A 21,693-nucleotide genomic window follows, 5' to 3' on the forward strand; every position below is an offset into this window, starting at 1 on the left:
TTTAAACCGGACCGGAGAAATGTAAAAGATTAGTCCTGACTGACTTCAGCCTTGATGTCCTGAACCTTTTCCTTGGCTTCCTCAATGCCACCCTGAACCGCAGCCCAGAGCTTAACCGCCCCGGAAACCACAGCCTTCTGGACCTTGGGATTGGAAGCGACAGCAGCCACTCCTGCCCCGACCAGAAATCCCTTTAAATAGCGGGAGTCAGTCACATCAACCCAGCTTTTAAGGGAAGTTGACTGATCCACAGGAGTCTGTGCAGGCTGAGGCTGCTGTACCGGCTGAACCTGCTGGTAATAAGCCTGATTAGGGTCCTGATAGTAGTAGACGTATTCGTTTTTATAGTCCTGACTCATTTTAAACTACTCCCCGGCTTCCGCCGCTTTTGCGGCCTGAGCGGCCTTATATGCTTCTTCAGCCTTGAGATCTTCAAGCCTTTCGGCTTCCTCGGCTGACATTTCCTCTTTATTTCCAAACAGGCCTGCGGAACCGGATGCGAAAATGGAACGGACAGTTGAGCTGGTGCACAGAAAAGTAACACCGGCGCCAACCAGAAGACCCTTCCAGAAATTATCATCAATACCATTGAAAAAATTCAAGAAACTAGACGGATCAGCTTTGCCGTCCGCAGTATCTTTTACCAGGTCGACAAACTGCTTTACCTGCTCTTCTGAGGTTGCCTGAGCGGGCTGCTGTACAGGCTGGCCATACACGGGCTGCTGCATCGGCTGTTGCACAGGCTGCTGATATACAGGCTGACCATACACGGGCTGCTGCATCGGCTGTTGCACAGGCTGCTGATATACAGGCTGACCGTACACGGGTTGCTGCATCGGCTGTTGTACAGGCTGCTGATATACAGGCTGACCGTACACGGGTTGCTGCATCGGCTGTTGTACAGGCTGCTGATATACAGGCTGGGCATACACGGGTTGCTGCATCGGCTGGTATGAAGGCTGCCCGCCCTCAGTCTGCGGTGCTGCCTGCTCCGCCCCAGAGACAGGAGCTCCCTGATAAGGATCCCCCGGCGTGGTATAGGAAAAATGGGGCTGTCCCATGTCCGGCCCCATCACAGGCTGGGAAGTCACAGGCTGCTTAGCTGCAGCATCAGTCGGAATCTGTGTGTTCTCACTCATGATTATCATCTCCTGATAAAATAAATTTTAATTTTCAATATCAATTCATACTCATCAGTTTTTCGTATAGATTTCTGACGAGCTCGGCTTTTCTATCTTTATCCTTACCCTGAATAAGCTCTTCAACTACATCAGGTGGAATTGCTTCCGGATCGTACTCAATAACCACTGATCGTGCAGACATATTAACCCTTGTGGAATGTATGGCCGGAGGCAGTTCGCAATGTTCCTTCATGGCCGCGAGTGCGACCGGTCTGGTCAGGATAAGGGGACTGAACCTGACCCTCATCCGGCCGGGCACGTGGTGAGCCACTTCCAGATACTTTTCAAGTTCCACCAGTTTACGAAAATCCATCTAATTTACCTTCCTGTATTTCTACTTTTCTGGGCTCATGACGAAGCAGCCTTGAAGAGTTTCCGATTACGCCCAGGGTGTGGACGATGTGCAGGAAACCGGCCATCACCGGGGACATAATCCCCGTAGCACCCATGATTACACCTGCGATGTTGGACCCGGTTGCCAGCCAGAAATTCTGGTGAGCTATCTTTACTGTATCCTGACTGAGTTGCTGTACATAGGTAAGCCCGTTCAAGTCATCGTTAACAAGAGCTATGTCGGCTGCTTCAACAGCAACTTCCGCTCCCCCTGTTCCCATGGCAACGCCAACATCAGCCTGAGCCAGAGCCAGAGCATCGTTGATACCGTCCCCCACCATCAGTACCTTGCCCCCCTCGGACTGCAGACGCCTGACCAGCGCGGCCTTCTCCTCAGGCATGGCAGAAGCATGGATCTCATCAATGCCCAACGCTTCGGCAAGGCTCTTTGCTGTGGAAGGCTCATCTCCTGTGACCAGAACCGAATGCTCAACCCCTCCCATCTCAAGTGAGGTCAGCACAACGGCAGACTCTTCACGGACGAGATTGTCAAAAGCCAGCAACCCAACAGGCTCTCTGTCCCTGACAACGTAGAGTACGGTGAGTCCTTTGTTCCTGAGCGCGGAAACCTGCCTGCTGAGAGATCCGATACGGACATCATACTGCTCTGTAAGCTTTTTGTTGCCCACGAGGATCTCCGTGACACCGTCCTCGCCGACCGGAAGTTCCGCACGCATGCCCTTACCCAGAAAATATTCGCACACAGTGTGTGACATGGGAGTCAGCTCACGTAACTCTGCCTCATGCTTTATGGCCTGAGCCAACGGGTGGTGGTTGTGGGTCTCAACAGAAAAGGCATAGGTGAGCAGTTCCTGCTCATCCACACCTTTAACTGTATGGATATGCTCCAGAACCGGCTCACTTCCGGTGAGTGTACCGGTCTTGTCAAAACAGGCCACATCGCACTTACCCACTTCTTCAAGGTATCTTCCACCCTTAATCAGTATATTGTTTCGGGCGGCGGTATTGATTGCGGCACTGATAGGTGTTGAGGCGGAAAGTATGGTTGCGCATGGACAGGCCATAACCAGCAGAACTGTAAAGGCGCGCCAAGGGTCGAAAGTCAGTACCAGAGTTCCCACTGTGGCAACGAAACCGATCTTAACCAACCGGACTGACAGTTTATCAGCCGTTGATTCAATTTCGGTCTTGTTCTCAAGGGAGTCTTCCACCTTATGAAGAATGCGGGCCAGATAGGTAGTATCTCCCACTTCTTCCGCTCTGACATAGATTACGCCTTCACGCACAAATGTTCCGGCGAAAACCTGATCATCCTTCTGCTTGTGTACAAAGTCGGCACGCCCGGTAATCGGAGCCTCGTTAATGAGACCCTGACCGTCTACCACTGTTCCGTCCACGCAGATTTTTTCTCCGGTATGAAGAACAACAATGTCGCCGACACTCAGATCGCCAACCTCAACCTCTATTTCAACACCGTCCCTGACAATGAAAGTATGGTGGGTTGTATTATCAAGAATTCCCGAAATAGCCTGGCGTGATCGTTCTGTAATCCATGCGGTGAGAAGTTCAGCTCCGGCTGTAATCCAGAGGATTTCAAAAGCTGTCATGGCCTCCCCTGCAACGACAGCCGCGATAATACCGCCCGCGAGTATCCCTTCCAGTCCGAATTTTCTGTCTCTGACTTTATCAACAGCCTCTTTGACAAGCGGTGCTGCTGCAATCACCGTCAGGATTCCGAGCGGACTGAACAAAGTCTGGGCAATCGTTATTCCTAGCAGGGTCTCGCTTACAAGAACGGCCCCGCCCACAGCGGAGACAAAAGCAAAGTGCCTTGCGGCCTTTCCGACCTCAGGACAGCCGCATTCGGATTTATCCCGGATAGGACAGACTTCCGCGGTATGCACAGAGACCAGTTCCAGAACTGTATCAAAAACGTGCTCCTCGCTGGTCTGGTTTGGATCGTACTCCACAACCACACATGCACATTTGACGTTTGAGCGGGTATGCCTAACCCCTACAGTCCTTTCCAGTGCCTTCTCAAAAGAGCTGCACAGAACGCTGTTGCGCTTAAGCACAGGAACTCTCAACCTGATTCGACCAGGAATGGAATGCTTCACACTGGCCTTTTTCTGTTTTCTTCTCACTTGCAGTCTCTTTTTTTGAAATTGACATTTAATCTCAAAGTCAGCAAAAGCAGTACAGATTTGATCGTTCCTTTGTCAACCAAATTTTAACTTAACCTTCTACTGCAGTTAAATCCGGCCCATTTAAAATAGCAGGCCGGATTTGAATACCTGCATCAGCAGCTGGATCACTCTTCTACCGCCAGCTGCTTTTGTTCAGGAAAAGCGGGAACAGCCTTGTCCCAGAGTATTTTAGCTCCGGTCGCAACTACCGTGAAGCTTAGGAGACCAGCCAGTCCGCCAATCCCTATCAGTCCGGTTACCGCGACACCGGTAGCAGTGGCCAGTCCGGTTCCTGCAGATTCAGTTGCAACAGCTTTGGCTGCTTCGCATTTTGTCATCCGACCTTCTTTTACAGCAACTGTTCCCCGAACAGCTGCCACTGTTCCACCCACCAATGCTCCTGTGGCACCGGCCGAAACCGTGGCCAATGGCAGAACTCTTACTGGTTTAGTAGCCATTTTTGCTCCTTTCCTATAAATTTAAAAAACCTTCATATCTGTCTATGCTCTTACCTTATTATCAAAATATCAGAAAATTGCACCATTGAATTTCAATTGCACTGATTCATACCGATCCTCAAAGGATATATTGACAACCAATATCAAATGGAAATAAATATCAACATCATTTTCAAGAAAGCAATCAATCCGGAGGAAATAAATTGTGAGCCCGCAAAAAACATTTCTGGACTATCTATCCAGAAACAACATGGCTGCAACTGAGCAACGCAGGGTCGTACTGGAAGTTTTCCTGAACAGCCTGGAGGACCATTACTCAAGCGAGGAATTGTATATGGCTGTAAGCAAAAGGGACCCGGGCATCAGCCAGGCAACGGTTTACAGAACTGTCAAGCTGCTTGCTGAAAGCGGGATTGCAGAACCTCTCGACTTTGGTGACGGCGTGACCCGTTACGAATGCAGGCACAACCGTAACCACCATGACCATCTTATATGCTCCATTTGTGGAAAGCAGCTGGAAGTGCTTGATGAACGGATTGAAGAGTTGCAGGAAAAACTCGCCAAGAGAAACGGCTTCACTCTCAACCGGCACAAAATGATTCTATACGGTATATGCCCTGACTGCCGACCCCAATAAAACAGCCCTGCAACTTGTTTTCATTCGCATGATTTGCAAAAGCTTCCCAAAAAAGAATACTTGGCTTATTATAACATTAAAAAACAAAGTCGGAGGCTACAAATATGAGTTTTAATCTGGGAAGACTGTTTCTGGTTTCAACTACAGCAACCGTTGTCGGTGTTGCGGCTTATGCAATTTACAAATCAGGCGGAGTGCGCCCTGCGGCCAGAAACACGGTGAAAGGAGTTGTGAAAGTCGGCAACTGGGCTGAAAGTAAATACTCGTGCGCCCGGAATGAAGTTTCCCGACTTGTGGATGAAGCAAAGGCGGATATGGCAAAAGGCGTGGAATCCTGAGGAAAGGATAAATTAGCAATGAATAAGGCGTCGGTTTTAGTGTTAAAACCAACGCCTATTTCAATTCAGCTGTTAGCTGGATATGGTCCTATACTGTGGAAAAGTGCTGCTGGAAAAATGGTTCAAGCCGGGCTGCAAGATTGTCTTCCGCATCAATAATCCCGACTTCCAGTTCGGATAAGCTATCTTCGAAACCGGTAACCTCCCCGGTAATAAAAAGAGTTGGAAGGTGCATGTAGCTTCCCTCTATTGAACGCCCTTTCGCTTTCAAAAATCGAACAGTCAAATCAATTACATTATTCTGGACCCTGACAACATCTTTAACTGACGGAAGCCTAAAAGCCGCGGGCGGAAACCAGTCGACATGCTCCGGCAGAGTCAGATCCGGTTTTACAGACTGCGCGGTGAATTCAGTTTCTACCAGGCGGCGAGCCAGAACAGCTGAAGCATCCACAACACTCACATCCTCAGGAATAAGCCCTTTTTCCTTGAATCGGGCACAGCTTTGAGCAGTCAATGCCAGCGGCAGCTCGGTACAACCGAGAACCACACTTCTGCAGCCCTGCCGGGAATACTCTTCATTTATTACATCGCACAGCAGTCCCTGTGCCTCATCTGTAATCTGAGCCGTCTTTATACCAAACCCGGTATCATAAATCGCAGCCATGACTTTTTCCTGATTCTCGGGTGAGGCCTTCACCGCTTCCACCCCGTACCGCTCCAGAGCTTTCTGGTAAAGCCCGGACTCCACAAGACTGGTGACTCCGAGCACAAGAACCCTGCCCTTTGAGTCAGCCATAGTGCGTGCGGTTTCATGAATCATATCCACAAAATGAACCGGGATATCTGCAAAGACTTCCCGAAAAAGTTCATGCGCGCTGTTGCAGGCCAGCCCGACAGCTCCGCATCCCATTGACTGCATTATTCTGGCGGTATGTACTGCTGTGGCATGTTTGCGCAACTCCGGTTCATCATCCGGCTGCCAGACTCTGGAAACCTCTTCAGGCTTATAAGCCAGACGCGAGTTTCCATAAACCACAAAGGATTTACTTTCGTGCCCCGGAACCTCAAGTATTTTCTGCACCAGATCCACCATTGCCTCATTGCCCAGACCGCCGATAATACCTGTCACTTTATCTTTGCTGTTCATTGATATGAATAAACCTTTTTTACATTTTTAAGTCATTCAAAAAAACACAGTGTAAATAAAATTTAACCTTTATTACTTTTTTTGTTAACACCGATACAACTAACTTGAACCGCAATCAACCAAGAACCCCACCGAGACATGAGAAAATATCCAGACACCCTCACTGATATCATCAGCGACAGCGGCCTGAACCTTAACAGCATCAGTAAACTTTCCGGAGTTTCAAACACTTACCTGACAAAGCTCAGTAAGAACATGATCAACCATCCCGGAAAGGACAAAATTGCTTCAATTCTACTGGCTCTGAACCAGCGCATAGCGGACATCAATAAAGTATTAGCCGAATATGACTACCAACCCCTGAACAAGCACGACATTCCGGCAATACTTAACAATAACAGGAAACGAAAAGTCGAAGGGCCGCTGATGCCCCACTACGACAGGCTCTACTTTGAGTTGATGCTGGTTGTCTTCGAGCAGATAGGCGGAACAAAGATAGTGGTCAAAGACGTGCCCAGCGGCATCTACCAACCCCACAGACTCTACATGATGAAAGAATTCCAGCTTGAACTGGACGGAGAAGCTGAGCGTTTCCTTTACGAACTCACCGGGAATGTTGTCCGTGAAAGGCTGCGTCTTTTTGAAGAAAACTGCGAGAAAGGACACAAGATAATCACATACATGTGCCGCCAGTGCCTTGATGAAAGCCTTGATAAAGTGATTACGCGCTGCATTGCTGATGAGGATATGGGCAAGCTGCAGCTTTTCTCCCAGTACATGGCAAATGCTGCATCCTGCGCGATTAAGTTTCCTGACCAGCATAAGCTGTTGATCACAAACCGCTGTTCCATTTTCGAATTTCTGGTTCAGGACGCAGACGGCAGTAAGCCCGCACTCAACTTCACCGGCAACACGCGCCACACTTTCAACAACCCATATGACCAGCACAATCTTGAAGGATTTTCCACCAGTGCTCCCGGCATGCTGAGCCTTTTCAAGGAAGAAATACGCATGTGCGACAAAGCAATAGTGCCTGACGAAGACCGCAAAAATCCTTTAGTATTCAAAGACTTTGTTTCCGCAAAATTCGCCCGCTGGAATGTCGGGCATGTCTTCGAAGAATCCTTTGAAGAGTTAATGGACACCCCCGGCTTCAAGCTTTTTTAAAAAACTGTAAATCACGCTCAGCCCCCGTCAAAACTACCTTAAGCTCACAGGTTTAATTTTTTTTTCAACCAAAGGAAGTATTTCTGTTTGACTAAAGCTTAACTTTTTTACTAATTTGACATTTCAGTTACACCGCTAGACACACGAGACCCGTTCAATGAAGCAAATTAACAAAAAAGAAATCCTGCAGATAAAGAATCTCCAGACCCACTTTTTTTCCTCTGACGGCACGGCCAAGGCCGTTGACGGGGCCACCTTTTCTCTTTCAGAGGGACAGGTAATGGGAGTCGTGGGCGAATCGGGATGCGGGAAAAGTGTAACCGCACAGTCCGTGATGAGGCTTGTTCCATGCCCTCCCGGAAAAATCGTGGGCGGTGAAATCCTGTTTGACGGCAAAGATCTCACCAAGCTCACCATGCAGGAGATGCGTCACATACGGGGCAACAGAATCTCAATGATCTTTCAGGAACCCATGAGCTCCCTTAATCCGGTATTCACCGTTGGCGATCAACTGTCCGAGATGTTCCTTATCCACAGGAACATGAGCAAAAAGGACGCTCTGGACGCCTCAGTGGAAATGCTCTCCAAGGTGCAGATTCCTGCTCCCGAGGCCAGAGTAAAGGAATACCCGCACCAGCTTTCCGGCGGAATGCGCCAGAGGGTCATGATCGCCATGGCACTTTCCTGTGACCCTGAAGTACTTATTGCGGACGAACCGACCACAGCATTGGACGTTACCGTTCAGGCGCAGATCATCGATCTTATCATGAAACTCAAGGATGACTTTGGGACTGCGGTTGAAATGATCACCCATGACCTGGGAGTCATCGCCGAAACAGCCGACTCCATTGTGGTTATGTATGCAGGAAAAGTTGTGGAACAGGCGGACACTATAGAACTTTTCGAGAACACCCTCCATCCTTATACCAAGGGTCTGCTCAACTCCACTCCCGTTCTGGGACGCAGAACCGCGGGCAAATTTGAACGCCTTAATGAGATCAAAGGGATGGTTCCCAGTCTTTACAACCTTCCGCAGGGCTGCAAATTCAGGGAAAGATGCCCAAGGGCCCTGCCGGTCTGTGCTGAAAAAGAGCCGGATCTCACCGAAATAAACAGCGGCCACGCAGTCAGATGCTGGTTGCATATCCCCCACTAGCCTATGTCTGAATTTTTGTTGCAAGCAGAAGATCTCAAGGTCCATTTTCCCATCAAGAAAGGAATCCTGTCCCGCGTTGCCGGATACGTATACGCGGTTGACGGTATCGACATTGAACTGCGCAAAGGGGAAACTCTGGGCATAGTGGGAGAATCAGGCTGCGGTAAATCCACCGCAGGTCTGGCAATGATGAGACTTATCGAACCTACTGACGGCACAGTACGCTGGCAGGGAAGGGATATGGCGGAGATGTCTCCGAAAGAAATGCGTGCCCTGCGCCGTGAAATGCAGCTCATCTTTCAGGACCCGTATTCCTCACTCAACCCGCGCATGAACGTAAACCAGATCCTCTCCAACCCCATGGATGTACACGGAATGTACAAAGGCAAAGAGAGGAATGACCGTCTGGCCTTTCTAATGGAAACAGTCGGCATGAACCCTGATCAGGGAATGCGTTATCCCCACGAATTTTCCGGCGGGCAGAGACAGCGTCTCGGAATCGCCCGTGCTCTGGCTCTCAATCCATCGGTAATCATCGGAGATGAACCTGTTTCCGCTCTTGACGTTTCAATTCAGGCCCAGATCATCAATCTGCTCATGGACCTCAAGCAGCAGTTTGACCTCTCTCTGATTATTATTTCCCACGACCTCGCAGTTGTTGAATACATCTGTGACCGCATCGTGGTCATGTATCTGGGGAAAGTGGTTGAGACCGGCTCCTATGCCGATATCTACAGCAACCCTAAACATCCTTATACCCAGGCACTGCTCTCAGCCGTTCCGGTTCCGGACCCGCGCCGGGTTAAGGACAGGCAGATCCTCACCGGGGACGTGCCCAGCCCTATCAATCCTCCTTCGGGATGCAGGTTTCACACACGCTGCCCGAAGGCTATGGACATATGCTCACAGGAAATACCCGTTGCCACTGACTTCGGTGAGGGGCATCAGGCCGCATGCCACTTGTATTAAGCGGCATCAATATCAAAGTGTTAACTTTTTTCCCGGAGGTTGAATCCATGAAACGTTTGGCTGTTGTTGCGAGTCTTGTCGCAATGCTGTTGCTGCCCTCCCTTGCCATGGCAAAGTCTGACCTTGTCATCGCAACGGACGCTCCGCCCAAATCAATGAACCCGCACGCGTTTTCTTCTGACGCAAACTACTCCTACATGTCCAACTTCTTCGACGGACTGCTTCAGCGCAAGGCCCCCGAAGGCAAGCTGGAGCCTGCTCTGGCGACTGAATGGAAGCGTATTGATCCCCTGACCTGGGAATTCAAGCTGCGCAAGGGCGTAAAATTCCACAACGGCAACAAGTTCAACGCCGAAGACGTGAAATTCACCTTCGAGCGCATGAAAGACCCCAAGTATTCAAAATTTTTGAACTTCGGCAATGCCATTGCCTCCATAGAAACCCCGGACGAATACACTGTAATTTTCAAGACCGTGAAACCCGTCCCCTGGTTTGCTGAAACCATGCATCAGAACTTCATAGTGGATAAAGAATCCTCACTCAAACGTGACGATGGCGACTACAACACCAAACCCATCGGCACCGGCGCATACATTTTTGATGAATGGGTCAAAGGCTCCTACATCCGCATGCATGCCAACCCCGACTACTGGGAAGGCGAAGCCAAATACAAAACAGTTGAAATGCGCCCCATCGTTGAAGAAGCAACCCGCTTCGCCGCGCTGGCCGGCCGTCAGGTAGACATCGTCAACGGTGTTCCCCTGACCCTTTACGACCGCATTTCAAAAATGCCGTATGTTGAAACCATCAACCGCCCCGCACGCCGCTGTATCTACCTGCATGTGTCCAACAAGCCCGGCACTCCCTACGCAGACAAGCGCGTCCGCCAGGCGCTGGCCCACGCCATCAACGAAGACGAAATCATTGCAAAGGTAATGCAGGGGCACGCGACCAAATCCGCTCAGATTCCAGACGTTGCTACCATCGGTTACGATCCCGAGATCAAACGTCTTGAGTACAATCCCGAGCTTTCCAAAAAGCTCCTCGCTGAAGCGGGCTACCCCGATGGTTTCAAAATCACCATTGCCGGTCCCAACGACCGTTACATCAATGACGAAAAAATCTGTGAAGCTATCGCCAAATATCTCACCAAAGTAGGTTTGAAAGTAAACCTTGATGTTAAACCCAAGTCCATCTTCTTTGATGAAACTGCCGAGTTCAAGCATCCCTTCTACCTCATCGGCTGGTTTGACGGTTCCTACGACTTCGGTCGCTCCGCTGAAAAACTGCTTCATACCTGGGATAAAGACAAAGGAATGGGCGGATACAACGGCGCTGTCTACTCCAACCCCGAGATTGACAAACTGATCATCGAGTCTTCATCCATCATCGACCGTGATGAGCGCAAAAAAGCTCTTCAGAAGATCAATGCAATGGCCATGGAAGACGTAGCCTACATCCCCCTGCACTACCAACAGGATATGTTTGCTGTGGTAAAGGGCAAAGGCATCAAATTCACTCCCCGCGCCGACCGCTGGATCGTGCTCAAGGAAATCAAATAACATATTAAAATCAGGGGCCGCTCCGGCGGCCCCGTTAAAGTTACCATGGCATCATATATTTTTCGAAGATTGTTGCAGGGGGGACTGGTATTGCTGGCCGTCTCCTTCGTGTGCTTCTGCCTCTTCCGCTTTACCGGAGACCCGGTTCTTATGCTGGCGGGCAAATATGCCACCCAGCAGGAACGGGAAATGGTCCGCGAAGCATACGGACTGGATCAGCCCACTTACGTTCAATATGTAAAGTTCATAGGCGGAGCACTCAAAGGTGACTTCGGCAAGTCCTACATCAGTCAGGTGGACGCGCTGGATACCATCCTTGAGCGTTTTCCTGCCACTTTTGAACTGGCCCTCGCCGCCATCCTTATTTCCTTCACTGTCGGGGTAGGACTTGGAATTGTGGTCTCCATTTGGCCGACAGGATTCGTCAGCCGAACGATAATGGCCGGATCACTCATGGGCATCTCCATACCGACCTTCCTGATAGGTATCCTGCTGGTCATGGTGTTCTCTGTATATCTGGATATCCTGCCCTCCTTCGGGCGCGGTGAAACAGTCATGGTTGGCGACTGGCGCACGGGACTTCTCACCATTGACGGCCTGAAACATATCTTACTCCCCGCCCTGACCCTTTCCGGATACCAGCTTGCGGTAATGCTCAGACTGACCCGCGCCGGAATGCGAGAAGTAATGGGCGAAGAATACATCAAAACCGCATGGGCCAAAGGACTTTCCCCCTTCAAGGTCATCATGAAACACGCCCTGCGCAACGTCATGATTCCGGTCGTTACCATTGCCGGTCTTTCTTTCGGCGAACTCATAGCGTTCTCCATCGTAACCGAGACAATTTTCCAGTGGCCGGGCATGGGCAACCTTCTGCTTACATCCATTTTTGAAACAGACCAGCCCATTATCGTCACATATATTATGCTGACTTCATTCATTATCCTGTTCATCAACATTATGGTCGACATGCTCTACGCAGTGCTCAACCCCAAAATTCGCTACGATTAGGAACTATAATGAACAGACCACTTTTAAAAAAGCGCATCAACAGCTTCAAAGGCGACAAGCCTGCAATAATCGGCGCGGCCATTCTGGTTATTTTCATCCTTGCCGGAATATTCGCCCCGCTTCTGGCTCCCATGGACCCTTACGATCTGAACTCCGTTGATCTGGGCAACATGCTTCTGCAGCCTTTCTGGATGGACGGCGGATCTTCAGTCTTTCCTCTGGGAACTGACGATCAGGGGCGCGGAATACTTTCCACAATACTTTACGGCCTTCGCACCTCCCTTCTTGTCGGCGGATCAGTTGTAACCATTGCCGGTACTTTCGGCATCGTGCTTGGCATGATCGGAGCATACTACGGGGGTATCATCGATGCCTTCGTCATGCGTTGTGCCGATACAGTATTCTCCTTTTCCACCACTCTGCTGGCCGTACTGCTTCTGGGTGTTTTCGAAACCCGGGGAATCGGAACGGTTATTTTCGCCATCTGTATAGCGGACTGGGTTAAATATGCCCGGACCATCCGGGGCAGTGTGCTCGAGATAAAAAACAACCCCTATGTTATGGCTGCCAAGTCTTCGGGGGCAAAGGATTTCCGTATTCTTTTCCAGCATATTCTGCCCAACGCCCTGCCGCCGATCTTCGTCGTCATGGCTGTCGACCTCGCGGTCGTTATCATGCTGGAAGCCACACTGAGTTTTCTCGGCGTAGGCGTGCCTCTGACCGAACCATCACTGGGAATGATGATCTCCATCGGCAAGAACTACATCTATGCCGGAATGTGGTGGATGACCCTGTTTCCCGGCGCAGCTCTCATTCTGCTCGTCGTGGGGATCAATCTTTTCGCCGACTGGCTGCGTGATGAAATGAACCCCAAGCTGGCAAGGTAGTTTGAATTTATACATGCCTCCGGTATCTGCCGGGGGCATGAAACGGACAATCCCCCTTTGGAATACCTGAGGGTTGCTTTTTGGAGTTCGTTAAAAAGCCACCCAGAAGCCCACTTCTGCCTGACTTCATTCGAATTCATTCTGTTAATTAAAATACTATTGTTTGCTGCGGGATGGAGCCATCTTACCGGGCAGCCCAAGGCATACTCTGGACTACAAAATGACAAACGAACAACAGACTTACGACAATTTTATCAGTGAACTTGAAACTCTGGTCAATATGGACAGTGCCAGCGAAAACCTGGAAGGCGTTGCTGCTGTTGCAGAGCACCTTAAAAAAAGACTCTCCGATCTCGGCCTTGATGCTGAAGTCACCCGGGAAGGCAAAGACGGCGTGCCCTGCCTCAGGGCCTGCACTCCCAGCAAAAACGGGCGCTACGACTTCATGTTCCTCGGGCACATGGATACTGTTTTCCCCACCGGGGAAGCAGCCAGAAGACCTTTCTCCACAGCTGATGGCCGGGCAATGGGTCCCGGAACCTGCGACATGAAAGGTGGTCTTCTTGTTGCCACCTACGTCATTGAAAAGCTCATGAAGGACGGACACCTTGATAAAATATCAATCTGCTGCGCTTTCAACGGTGATGAAGAGACCGGTTCCGAGAACTCCCGTGAATGGATCGAAAAAACAGCTGAAAACTGCGACCGGGTTTTTGTATTCGAGCCATGCCGTCCCGGGTACCGCCATGTCCTCCACCGCAAAGGCGGCGGACGGGTTAAGATCACAGCCAAAGGGATTTCCTCGCATGCAGGTGCTGACCCGGAAAAAGGTGCAAATGCATTGGTTGAACTGGCTTGCCATGTTCCTGAAATCAATAAGCTGAATGGTCCTGACACCACCATCACCGCCCAGTGCACCGTCATAAAAAGCGGAGAAAAAACCAACATCATTCCTGATTTGGCTGAACTTGATGTTGATGTTCGCGTTGGAACTATGGAAGAGATGGCTGTTGTAGATGCTTTTTTTGCAAAGCTTCCTGAGACAAACTATATTCCCGGAACTTCAATAACAATCAGCGGAGGTATTGACAGGCCTCCGATGGAATATACCGAAGAAACTGTCCGGATGTGGAATGTTCTTGCAGATGAAGCCGGAAAACTGGGCATTGCCCCCGAATACATTTCCACCGGAGGATGTTCAGACGGAAACTGGACCGCAGCCATGGGTATCCCTACAATTGACGGCATGGGAACAGTGGGAGCCAACTCCCACCGTGAAGACGAGTACATTGAACTGGAAAGTATCATTCCCTCTATCACCATGACTGCAAAAACTTGCCTAAGGCTGGTTTCCGAATAAAACCGGACCTGTAGAAAAGCCCTACAGACAGCAGACAAAATGGCTGGCCGCAGAAACATAAAGCATAAGGACTAGTACACCCGGATTCCGGTTTTTTTACAGCATAATTTAAACCTGAGATCTTCAAAGTCTTTGAATTTTCAATTCCAACTTTACTCTACAGATCATACTCCAATATCTGAGGCCGGAACCAGCGTTCCGGCCTTTTCTATTTTATATCGACAGCAGTATTCACCTCTTCCGTTCTTACCAGACACATCTAAGCCTCAAATCCGGGTTTATTGACACCTGCAACACTTAACTATACAAAATATAATATCAGTAAAAATTAATTCGCAGGACCCGCAAAGAGAAAATCTTATACAAACCCCGCCATGATAAACTTTACCCCACCAAGAACAGGAGCTTATGGTCCAGACATCCTGCTCTTCTTTGCGGACCATGTTCTTGAGAATATTATCTGGGAAGAACCGGCCTTCACCGATCAGGAGTGGGCGACAATACTTTATCAGGCCAGCTTCGCTACACGTTCACTGCTTTTCAAAAACCTCCCGCGCATACGCACCCGCTTAATCAAAAAAAATATGGAGCAGACTTCTCCGCCTTCACCCGAAAAAGTGAAAGAACTGTTAAGTATGATTCCGGAGCGCAACGACATTGAAGACTATATAGTTCCGGCTGACAGCATGAGAGATTTTGACCTTTCAAAGGTCAGGATAGACACCGGACAGAACCACCGTTTCATATGGGCTGAAGAGCCATACAGCATGATATTCACAGATGTAGAGGAAAGCCTTTTACGCTGGGTAATGATAATCAACGCCTGCAGAAGATTCGGCATCCAGATTCTTGAAAAACAACTCGCTCCCGAAATAGACGAACCCACTGGTACTCTTATAACATCAGCCCTAAAGTCGTGCAGGGGAAACAGATTCAATCCAAAAACAATACGTAGAACATTTCTGGATAATTTAGAAAAGACGCTTGATATAATGTTACTGTCCTGTCTCGGGATATGCTCCGGATCTAACTTTGAAGGATTGCGCGTTAATCTTGCTAAAAGACTTGATATCAAACCTTCTGATTTCCCGGAAACAGACTATACACTCGATACAATAAATGAAGGGACCACTCCTGACGAGACTGCCTCATGCATGCTTAAGTTGGCTGCAAACATCAGAAATGAAGGTATATTCTATCTCGGAGAAATACTGGGCAGTATATCTTCTCCCTATTTATCCAGCGGTCTCAAACTTGTTTCGGAAGGTTTGGGACCGGACTTTGTGGAGAACTGGCTTAAAAACCGTAAAAGACTGATTCTGCAAAAGGCAGCAACGAACTTTTCCATCGCCGAAAGCAGTTGTCTTTCCATTTTGAACAGGGAATCCCCTAACCTTGCCCAACTGACTCTGCATGCACACACTTTGACTGAAATACCAAGGACATACAGGACGGGAACAGTTAGACAGGCCGATTCTTATCCGGTCTCCCCCAAAATAAAAACGGAAAATATACCTAATTCAAGCCCTATCAGCCTTTCATCTGCATTTGAATGGTTCAAATTCAAAGTCTGCCTGAGCCTTGAAGCCAAAAAGAGTGAAGATTTCCTATCCACTGAAAAACAGATTGCCGAGTTCGCTGCCATAATTCCTCCCGAACGGTGGAGCGCTCTGGAAAAAAAACTGGATATCCCTGCTGATATGCGTGAGCAGAGTTTTATCTGCGGTTTGGATGCAGCTCTTTGCCAATGGAATATGCCGGTCGCCGACAGCCTGCTTAACCTTGTTAAGAACCTGAAACCTGACCTGCTGGCCCTTCCAGACAGATTCGTTAAATTCAAACAGCTTTTTGAAAAGTTCCGCGATCTTCAATACTGGGATATCATGACCTTATCTCCTGAGACACTCAACTTGATACTCGACTCCCTGTCCGAATCCGAAAAAGCATCACTGCAATACACTGCATGGGGAATTTACGCTTCAAGTCTTGGGGTTGATCTGCGAAGTGAATCGGATTCACCAACAAGTCCCATTGTAGGCCGGCGAGCCATAATGTCAGCCCTTGCAAACCATATACTGGATATTCATGTCAGCACTGAGACCGATACCGACTCAGATGATCTTTCCCCGATATCCTGCCCGATTATTCATCCGTTTATAGATTCCTGTACAGATATATATTTTGGAAAATCGAGATTTGAGGCACGGGAGTCTGAAGACTCCACCCCTGCTCCCCCTAACGGAACATTACTGCCCGGTATAATGCTCAAAGAATTGATTTTCAGCCGCAGCGAAGAAAGGGTTTTAATCCTTAATAAACTGCCTGCCCACATTACAATCCAGATTTTCAATTCCATCAGGAAAGGAACCTCTGAATTTAAAATCATTTACAATCTTCTCCCTCATCTGGGCAGAACCAAAAGAAATAAATTACTCGTACAACTGGAGCAAACAGACATTCCAATCAAATCGCACCTTAAAAAAGCGCTGGATTTCGGCTTTGATGATTTCCACCTGTTATCTGACGCACAACTAAGTGAACTGTTAAGAAATATAACTAGCCAGGAACTCTGCGGTGCTTTGGTGGAATCTTCACCTGAATTCAAAAAAAGAATAATTTCAAATCTTTCCAAGCGTGCAGCAGCAATGGTCGAGGAAGATATAAAAAGGTACTCCTGCAACATGACAGCTGATATGCTTCTTAAAGCGAGACAGATACTTGTGGAAAGGGTTTCTGAACTTGGGCTGCGCCCGAAAGGAAATATCACGGAAATTGATGTGCAGCAGTGAAGGAGAGACACCATCAACTATAAACGCCCCTGGACACAATTATATTCAGGGGCGTTCATATTTAGGTCAAACTATCAGATTGAGCACTTGAGCTCCCCAAACATACTATCAAGATTTGGCAGAAATGGAGACGTGCTTATTTCGTGCTCACTATAACTTATATGAACCGGCTTAGATCCGTTGACAATTTCGATCCCGGCATCACCGAAATCAATAGTCATGGGAGTTACTTCCTTTTCTCCACTTCCACACAGGGAATCTCTGTACTCGGGAATAAAAACGGATTGACTGCCAGACAAATGAGTTGCTGCTACGGATGTAAGAGATGTACTCAGGCGTGCTATATTTCCATCCTTATCAAAAACAAGAGAATTGACATCTCCATTTATACCCACCGAATCGTAATCAAAGGCGGTAACTTTACCTATGCGGGTTACTACTTCGGTCGGCTCCGCAGGCTCAACTGAGACAAGTCGCCCTTCCCTGCTGAAACTCAGCCCGGATCTGACCTTGATCTCTCCGCTGGGGGTGGGAACAGAAACAGTCTCCCCGGGCCAGAGGGTAATTGAACGGATTACTCCGCTCTCATGAAAACAGATACTGATCACCTTGACGCATAAAGCCCCCACCGGGGTATCTATAGCAACAAGCTCTGCCAACTGCTCTTCATCTTCCTGAGTCCAGTAACCGGAGAGTTTACCGTTGAGCGGGAAAACCCTTTTAACCTTACCCGACTCGTAAAAAGTCAGCATCTCAGCTGAAATTATACCTGCCGGAGTAAAAACGGGCGTTTTCTCCTCAAGTGGCAGCGAACGCACATTTCCGTTTTCATGAAAATGAACAGCCTGCACAGTCTTTCGGCGCAGGTCATCAGTTGAAAACTGTGGGACAAGCTGTCCCGCTTCAGTATCCAGTAGACATCTTCCTGCGGGGGCGCAGGAACGGACATTGCCGCTAACATAATATTCAACTTTCCCGTATACCGGTATATCTCTTAAATCAGTTATGCATAAGTTCATTGACAACTCTCCTCAGTTCCAAGGAAATCGGGCCTTCTTTCCTTATTATTTCAATTTCATGATCTACTTTTTTATCATCGGCCCTACTGAAAAAAATTTCCTTCAAGTTACTTTTCAGAATCAATAATATTGGGAGAAGAGCAACAGCTAAAATAGTAAGGCCAGGAAAAATTCCGGAGCTAAGGGTCATCCACAATTCCGTAATTTCTGTATAAAACATATTCTATTCCACCTCGGATAACTGGTTCCGATGTAAATCCTGCTTCAGGGCCTTTTGAGCAGGCACTGTCCGCGAGGGCCAAACGATTCGACAAATCATGCTGTCCGCAACTTTGTCGTAGACCATCGGAATATACAGGGCGGACCATCATGGTGATCCAGAAAAATATAAACAAAGCCCGTTTAATCAAACTCATGACAATACCTCCCCGCAACTGATCTTAAGCAATTCATTTCGGGTGAGCGGTCTGCTCAGCCGACATGAAAGCTGACGCACGGCTTCGGTGATGCCTGCAAGGTCAGTGGAAGTGCTGTCTACTCCACACTCGTCAAGAAAAGTTCTTACAGCTGCTCGCCCGCTCTTTCCTCCAACAGCCAGTTTACGCAGGGTCCCAACCGATTCAGGAGCATAAGGCTCAAACAGTTCGGGCGACTTGCTCAAGGCATGGGCATGCAGGCCGGACTCGCAGGCAAAAATATCTGTCCCGACCACAGCCTTGGTTCTTGATACCGGGACTTTTGCCGCGGAAGAAACATACATGCAGATTTCTTTCAGCACTTCTGTAGAATACCCGTCTTTCCCTCCTCTTAAGGCCAGATGGGCAGCCAATTCTTCAGTAGAAGCAATTCCCGAACGCTCGCCGATACCAAGAACGGATGAATCCACGTAGTCTGCACCGGACTCAAGTGCAGTTACTGCATTGGCTGTGGCCATTCCGAAATCATCATGGCAGTGCACAGCTATATCTATATTAAGTTTTGATCTGAATCTGGTGACCAGCTTTTCCATGGCCAGAGGAGTGAGTTGTCCAAGCGAGTCCGCCAGCCGTATCCGCGAAACCCCGCAGACTTCAGCATGCAGGGCCATGCTCAGGGAAAAATCCTCGTCTGCTCTGGAAATATCCTCAAGGCCAACTGAAATATATTTAAACCCGGCTTCACGGGCTGTCTTCACTGCCGCAGCAAGTTTACGCAAAATGGACTGGCGATCCATTTCCAGTCTTTTTTCAATATGCAGATCTGAAACCGGGACACCTATATTGATCCGGTCAACAGGCAACTCCGCGGCAGCAAGAATGTCTTTCTCTCTGCAGGGAGACCAGACACTCAGGTAAGTATCTTTTTTAACAGAGCTCAAATGCTGCGCAAATTCCAGAAGACCTTCCTGTCCTACCCACCCCAGCTCAATTTCTTCAACGCCAAGGGCGATAAGACCGGATGCGATATGCTTGCGGTTCTCAAGATTAAAATATGCTCCGAAAAGCTGTGCGCCTTCACGCAGGGTAGTTTCTATCAGCATTGTATCCTCCATAGGATTAAACATTATTACAGAATCCTTTGAGCACAATTGATGCCAAAACTTTCACCACTCACATCTACCTTAATTTATATATAAATTTCTCCCTTCAATGCTCCTGGAGATAACTACATAAATGTATCTTACTACATTTTTGTCTTTGAATTTCGTAGCTACCTACATTTTTGGTATCCAGATCCACAACTCCTAAATTTGAAATTAAATTCAATATTTCAGAACCTTAAAATCAAAAATACACTTTGGCACGCTCATTGCCTTATGGGAAACAGCATCAACGACAACAAAACCAACCCCATGGAGGAAATTATGAGAAAGGTAGCAATCTACGGAAAAGGCGGAATCGGAAAATCCACAACCACACAGAACACAGTAGCTGGTCTGGCAACCATGGACAGAAAGGTGATGGTCGTCGGCTGTGACCCTAAGGCTGACTCAACTCGTCTGCTTCTCGGCGGACTGGCTCAGAAATCTGTTCTCGATACCCTCCGCGAAGAAGGCGAGGATGTTGAACTTGAGGATATCCGTAAACCCGGTTTCGGTGACTCCTGGTGTGTTGAATCCGGCGGCCCTGAACCGGGTGTAGGCTGTGCAGGTCGCGGAATCATCACTTCAATCAACATGCTTGAGAACCTCGGCGCATACGAGGAGTCCGAAAACCTTGACTATGTTTTCTATGACGTACTCGGTGACGTTGTCTGCGGTGGTTTTGCAATGCCCATCCGTGACGGTAAAGCGGAAGAAATCTACATCGTCTGCTCCGGTGAAATGATGGCCATGTATGCGGCCAACAACATCTGCAAAGGTATCATGAAATACGCCCAGTCCGGCGGCGTACGCCTCGGCGGACTCATCTGCAACTCCCGTAATGTTGATAACGAAAAAGAGATGATCGAAGAACTGGCCCGCAAACTCGGAACCCAGATGATCTATTTTGTCCCCCGCGACAACGACGTTCAGCGTGCTGAAATCAACCGTAAAACCGTAATCGAGTGGAACGACGAAGTTCCGCAGGCCGATGTGTACAAAGGTCTCGCAGACGCAATCGACAAAAATGAAATGTTTGTTGTTCCTACCCCTCTCGAAATTGAAGAACTGGAACAGCTCCTTCTCGATTACGGCCTTCTGGAAGCTTAGACAAATATCCGAAAATTCAATTTCAATAAGCGCACAGCGCATCAATTTCAACAGCACACAAGGAGAGACAAAATGATGATCATGGTGAGAGCAATTGTAAGACCGGAAAAGGCGGACGATGTCCTTGCCGCACTCATGGACAACGGCTTCCCCGCTGTAACCAAATATTCAGTGGCAGGACGCGGTAAACAGCGCGGTATCAAAATCGGCGAAGTCACCTACGATGAGATTCCCAAGACCATGCTCATGAGCGTTGTCCCTGCCGACGACAAGGATTTTGTCATCAATACTATTATGGATGCAGCCCGTTCCGGCGTGAAAGGAGCATTCGGTGACGGTAAAATCTTCGTAAGCGATGTGGAAGACGTTTTCACCATCAGTTCCGGCGTAAACGAAGCAGCCCCGGTAGCGGAGGCCTAAATGAAAGAAGTAATCGCAGTCGTGCGGATGAACATGGTTAACCGCACCAAACAGGCCCTCACGGAAGCGGGCATAGATGCCTTCTTCGCCCACGAGGCCCAGGGCAGGGGAAAAGGATTCGTTAACTCCACCGTGCTTGAAGGCGCGGAATCCGGATACGAGGAAGCCGCAGCAGTACTCGGGGAAAAAGGTAAGCTCTACCCCAAAAGAATAGTCACCGTTGTTGTCCCGGACGAATCTGTTGAAACGGTCGTCAGCGCAATCATAAAAGTTAACCAGACCGGAAAGCCCGGAGACGGAAAAATTTTCGTCAACTCAATGGGTGACGCAGTAAGAGTCAGAACCGGTGAGACCGGCGCTAAGTCCATATCCTAGCAC

At 48.7% G+C, this 21,693-nt stretch carries 23 protein-coding genes; 13 read left to right on the forward strand and 10 right to left on the reverse strand.

Going from position 1 to position 21,693, the window contains the following annotated elements:
• Positions 1–29: 29 nt before the first annotated feature.
• The 5 genes from ACZ5PW_RS00195 to ACZ5PW_RS00215 all read right to left on the reverse strand — a co-directional run bounded on the left by ACZ5PW_RS00195 (position 30) and on the right by ACZ5PW_RS00215 (position 4,179).
• A complete protein-coding gene (locus ACZ5PW_RS00195; protein ID WP_464556891.1) occupies positions 30–359 on the reverse strand; it encodes a YtxH domain-containing protein in 330 nt (109 codons plus the stop codon).
• A 6-nt stretch (positions 360–365) separates the two neighbouring features.
• Positions 366–1,139 (reverse strand): hypothetical protein, encoded by a 774-nt coding sequence (locus ACZ5PW_RS00200; RefSeq protein WP_464556893.1) that lies wholly within the window; start codon positions 1,137–1,139, stop codon positions 366–368.
• A gap of 40 nt (positions 1,140–1,179) precedes the next feature.
• A complete protein-coding gene (locus tag ACZ5PW_RS00205) occupies positions 1,180–1,494 on the reverse strand; it encodes an HMA2 domain-containing protein (RefSeq protein WP_464556894.1) in 315 nt (104 codons plus the stop codon).
• Positions 1,481–3,679: a heavy metal translocating P-type ATPase gene (locus tag ACZ5PW_RS00210; RefSeq protein ID WP_464556895.1), complete on the reverse strand. Its 2,199-nt coding sequence runs from the start codon at positions 3,677–3,679 to the stop codon at positions 1,481–1,483. Before ACZ5PW_RS00210 ends, ACZ5PW_RS00205 begins: the two co-directional genes overlap by 14 nt.
• A 167-nt stretch (positions 3,680–3,846) precedes the next feature.
• Positions 3,847–4,179 (reverse strand): hypothetical protein, encoded by a 333-nt coding sequence (locus tag ACZ5PW_RS00215; protein WP_464556897.1) that lies wholly within the window; start codon positions 4,177–4,179, stop codon positions 3,847–3,849.
• A gap of 205 nt (positions 4,180–4,384) precedes the next feature.
• Here ACZ5PW_RS00215 and ACZ5PW_RS00220 point away from each other — a divergent pair, with 205 nt between their 5' ends.
• On the forward strand, positions 4,385–4,816 hold the full coding sequence (locus ACZ5PW_RS00220) for a Fur family transcriptional regulator (RefSeq protein ID WP_464556898.1): 432 nt from the start codon (positions 4,385–4,387) through the stop codon (positions 4,814–4,816).
• Between the two features lie 104 nt (positions 4,817–4,920).
• Complete coding sequence (locus ACZ5PW_RS00225) at positions 4,921–5,154, forward strand: hypothetical protein (RefSeq protein WP_464556899.1); 234 nt, start codon at positions 4,921–4,923, stop codon at positions 5,152–5,154.
• Positions 5,155–5,242: 88 nt separating this feature from the next.
• Here the strand turns inward: ACZ5PW_RS00225 and ACZ5PW_RS00230 are convergent, their stop codons facing one another.
• Positions 5,243–6,304 (reverse strand): aspartate/glutamate racemase family protein, encoded by a 1,062-nt coding sequence (locus ACZ5PW_RS00230; RefSeq protein ID WP_464556901.1) that lies wholly within the window; start codon positions 6,302–6,304, stop codon positions 5,243–5,245.
• 138 nt (positions 6,305–6,442) lie between these two features.
• On the opposite strand from ACZ5PW_RS00230, the gene ACZ5PW_RS00235 reads away from it, so the two are divergent.
• From ACZ5PW_RS00235 to ACZ5PW_RS00270, 8 genes are all read left to right on the forward strand, one after another.
• Complete coding sequence (locus ACZ5PW_RS00235; protein WP_464556902.1) at positions 6,443–7,471, forward strand: hypothetical protein; 1,029 nt, start codon at positions 6,443–6,445, stop codon at positions 7,469–7,471.
• Between the two features lie 157 nt (positions 7,472–7,628).
• Positions 7,629–8,627, forward strand: coding sequence for an ABC transporter ATP-binding protein (locus tag ACZ5PW_RS00240; protein WP_464556904.1), 999 nt, complete (start codon positions 7,629–7,631; stop codon positions 8,625–8,627).
• Between the two features lie 18 nt (positions 8,628–8,645).
• A complete protein-coding gene (locus ACZ5PW_RS00245) occupies positions 8,646–9,596 on the forward strand; it encodes an ABC transporter ATP-binding protein (protein WP_464556909.1) in 951 nt (316 codons plus the stop codon).
• A gap of 47 nt (positions 9,597–9,643) precedes the next feature.
• Entirely contained in the window at positions 9,644–11,158 is a 1,515-nt protein-coding gene (locus ACZ5PW_RS00250) for an ABC transporter substrate-binding protein (RefSeq protein WP_464556913.1), read from the forward strand.
• Between the two features lie 45 nt (positions 11,159–11,203).
• Entirely contained in the window at positions 11,204–12,169 is a 966-nt protein-coding gene (locus ACZ5PW_RS00255) for an ABC transporter permease (RefSeq protein ID WP_464556917.1), read from the forward strand.
• An 8-nt stretch (positions 12,170–12,177) separates the two neighbouring features.
• A complete protein-coding gene (locus ACZ5PW_RS00260; protein WP_464556922.1) occupies positions 12,178–13,056 on the forward strand; it encodes an ABC transporter permease in 879 nt (292 codons plus the stop codon).
• A gap of 220 nt (positions 13,057–13,276) precedes the next feature.
• Positions 13,277–14,416 carry a M20 family metallopeptidase gene (locus ACZ5PW_RS00265; RefSeq protein WP_464556926.1) on the forward strand — a complete coding sequence of 380 codons (1,140 nt, stop codon included), beginning with the start codon at positions 13,277–13,279 and terminating at the stop codon, positions 14,414–14,416.
• Between the two features lie 374 nt (positions 14,417–14,790).
• The gene (locus ACZ5PW_RS00270) at positions 14,791–17,205 is read left to right on the forward strand and encodes a FliG C-terminal domain-containing protein (protein ID WP_464556930.1); all 2,415 of its coding nucleotides are present in this window, start codon (positions 14,791–14,793) and stop codon (positions 17,203–17,205) included.
• A 74-nt stretch (positions 17,206–17,279) separates the two neighbouring features.
• Here ACZ5PW_RS00270 and ACZ5PW_RS00275 read toward each other — a convergent pair whose 3' ends face one another.
• Genes ACZ5PW_RS00275 through ACZ5PW_RS00290 form a run of 4 tightly spaced genes read right to left on the reverse strand, consistent with a single transcriptional unit; the run spans position 17,280 to position 19,743 of the window.
• Positions 17,280–18,224, reverse strand: a complete 945-nt coding sequence (locus tag ACZ5PW_RS00275; RefSeq protein ID WP_464556932.1) for a hypothetical protein — start codon at positions 18,222–18,224, stop codon at positions 17,280–17,282.
• Positions 18,205–18,414 (reverse strand): hypothetical protein, encoded by a 210-nt coding sequence (locus ACZ5PW_RS00280; RefSeq protein ID WP_464556936.1) that lies wholly within the window; start codon positions 18,412–18,414, stop codon positions 18,205–18,207. Before ACZ5PW_RS00280 ends, ACZ5PW_RS00275 begins: the two co-directional genes overlap by 20 nt.
• On the reverse strand, positions 18,404–18,640 hold the full coding sequence (locus ACZ5PW_RS00285) for a hypothetical protein (protein ID WP_464556939.1): 237 nt from the start codon (positions 18,638–18,640) through the stop codon (positions 18,404–18,406). Before ACZ5PW_RS00285 ends, ACZ5PW_RS00280 begins: the two co-directional genes overlap by 11 nt.
• Entirely contained in the window at positions 18,637–19,743 is a 1,107-nt protein-coding gene (locus ACZ5PW_RS00290) for a LeuA family protein (RefSeq protein ID WP_464556943.1), read from the reverse strand. Before ACZ5PW_RS00290 ends, ACZ5PW_RS00285 begins: the two co-directional genes overlap by 4 nt.
• A gap of 324 nt (positions 19,744–20,067) precedes the next feature.
• Here ACZ5PW_RS00290 and nifH point away from each other — a divergent pair, with 324 nt between their 5' ends.
• The 3 genes from nifH to ACZ5PW_RS00305 all read left to right on the forward strand — a co-directional run bounded on the left by nifH (position 20,068) and on the right by ACZ5PW_RS00305 (position 21,690).
• On the forward strand, positions 20,068–20,895 hold the full coding sequence (gene nifH / locus ACZ5PW_RS00295; protein ID WP_464556946.1) for a nitrogenase iron protein: 828 nt from the start codon (positions 20,068–20,070) through the stop codon (positions 20,893–20,895).
• 72 nt (positions 20,896–20,967) lie between these two features.
• A complete protein-coding gene (locus ACZ5PW_RS00300) occupies positions 20,968–21,315 on the forward strand; it encodes a P-II family nitrogen regulator (RefSeq protein ID WP_464556948.1) in 348 nt (115 codons plus the stop codon).
• Positions 21,316–21,690, forward strand: a complete 375-nt coding sequence (locus tag ACZ5PW_RS00305; RefSeq protein WP_464556950.1) for a P-II family nitrogen regulator — start codon at positions 21,316–21,318, stop codon at positions 21,688–21,690.
• Positions 21,691–21,693: the final 3 nt, after the last annotated feature.

It is taken from the genome of Maridesulfovibrio salinus (assembly GCF_055394525.1).

Bases quoted from the DNA above. Each gene is read 5' to 3' on its own strand.
- ACZ5PW_RS00195 (WP_464556891.1), bottom strand. From the start codon at position 359: ATGAGTCAGGACTATAAAAACGAATACGTCTACTACTATCAGGACCCT.
- ACZ5PW_RS00200 (WP_464556893.1), bottom strand. From the start codon at position 1,139: ATGAGTGAGAACACACAGATTCCGACTGATGCTGCAGCTAAGCAGCCT.
- ACZ5PW_RS00205 (WP_464556894.1), bottom strand. From the start codon at position 1,494: ATGGATTTTCGTAAACTGGTGGAACTTGAAAAGTATCTGGAAGTGGCT.
- ACZ5PW_RS00215 (WP_464556897.1), bottom strand. From the start codon at position 4,179: ATGGCTACTAAACCAGTAAGAGTTCTGCCATTGGCCACGGTTTCGGCC.
- ACZ5PW_RS00225 (WP_464556899.1), top strand. From the start codon at position 4,921: ATGAGTTTTAATCTGGGAAGACTGTTTCTGGTTTCAACTACAGCAACC.
- ACZ5PW_RS00230 (WP_464556901.1), bottom strand. From the start codon at position 6,304: ATGAACAGCAAAGATAAAGTGACAGGTATTATCGGCGGTCTGGGCAAT.
- ACZ5PW_RS00235 (WP_464556902.1), top strand. From the start codon at position 6,443: ATGAGAAAATATCCAGACACCCTCACTGATATCATCAGCGACAGCGGC.
- ACZ5PW_RS00240 (WP_464556904.1), top strand. From the start codon at position 7,629: ATGAAGCAAATTAACAAAAAAGAAATCCTGCAGATAAAGAATCTCCAG.
- ACZ5PW_RS00250 (WP_464556913.1), top strand. From the start codon at position 9,644: ATGAAACGTTTGGCTGTTGTTGCGAGTCTTGTCGCAATGCTGTTGCTG.
- ACZ5PW_RS00255 (WP_464556917.1), top strand. From the start codon at position 11,204: ATGGCATCATATATTTTTCGAAGATTGTTGCAGGGGGGACTGGTATTG.
- ACZ5PW_RS00260 (WP_464556922.1), top strand. From the start codon at position 12,178: ATGAACAGACCACTTTTAAAAAAGCGCATCAACAGCTTCAAAGGCGAC.
- ACZ5PW_RS00265 (WP_464556926.1), top strand. From the start codon at position 13,277: ATGACAAACGAACAACAGACTTACGACAATTTTATCAGTGAACTTGAA.
- ACZ5PW_RS00270 (WP_464556930.1), top strand. From the start codon at position 14,791: ATGATAAACTTTACCCCACCAAGAACAGGAGCTTATGGTCCAGACATC.
- ACZ5PW_RS00275 (WP_464556932.1), bottom strand. From the start codon at position 18,224: ATGAACTTATGCATAACTGATTTAAGAGATATACCGGTATACGGGAAA.
- ACZ5PW_RS00280 (WP_464556936.1), bottom strand. From the start codon at position 18,414: ATGACCCTTAGCTCCGGAATTTTTCCTGGCCTTACTATTTTAGCTGTT.
- ACZ5PW_RS00285 (WP_464556939.1), bottom strand. From the start codon at position 18,640: ATGAGTTTGATTAAACGGGCTTTGTTTATATTTTTCTGGATCACCATG.
- ACZ5PW_RS00290 (WP_464556943.1), bottom strand. From the start codon at position 19,743: ATGCTGATAGAAACTACCCTGCGTGAAGGCGCACAGCTTTTCGGAGCA.
- nifH (WP_464556946.1), top strand. From the start codon at position 20,068: ATGAGAAAGGTAGCAATCTACGGAAAAGGCGGAATCGGAAAATCCACA.
- ACZ5PW_RS00300 (WP_464556948.1), top strand. From the start codon at position 20,968: ATGATGATCATGGTGAGAGCAATTGTAAGACCGGAAAAGGCGGACGAT.
- ACZ5PW_RS00305 (WP_464556950.1), top strand. From the start codon at position 21,316: ATGAAAGAAGTAATCGCAGTCGTGCGGATGAACATGGTTAACCGCACC.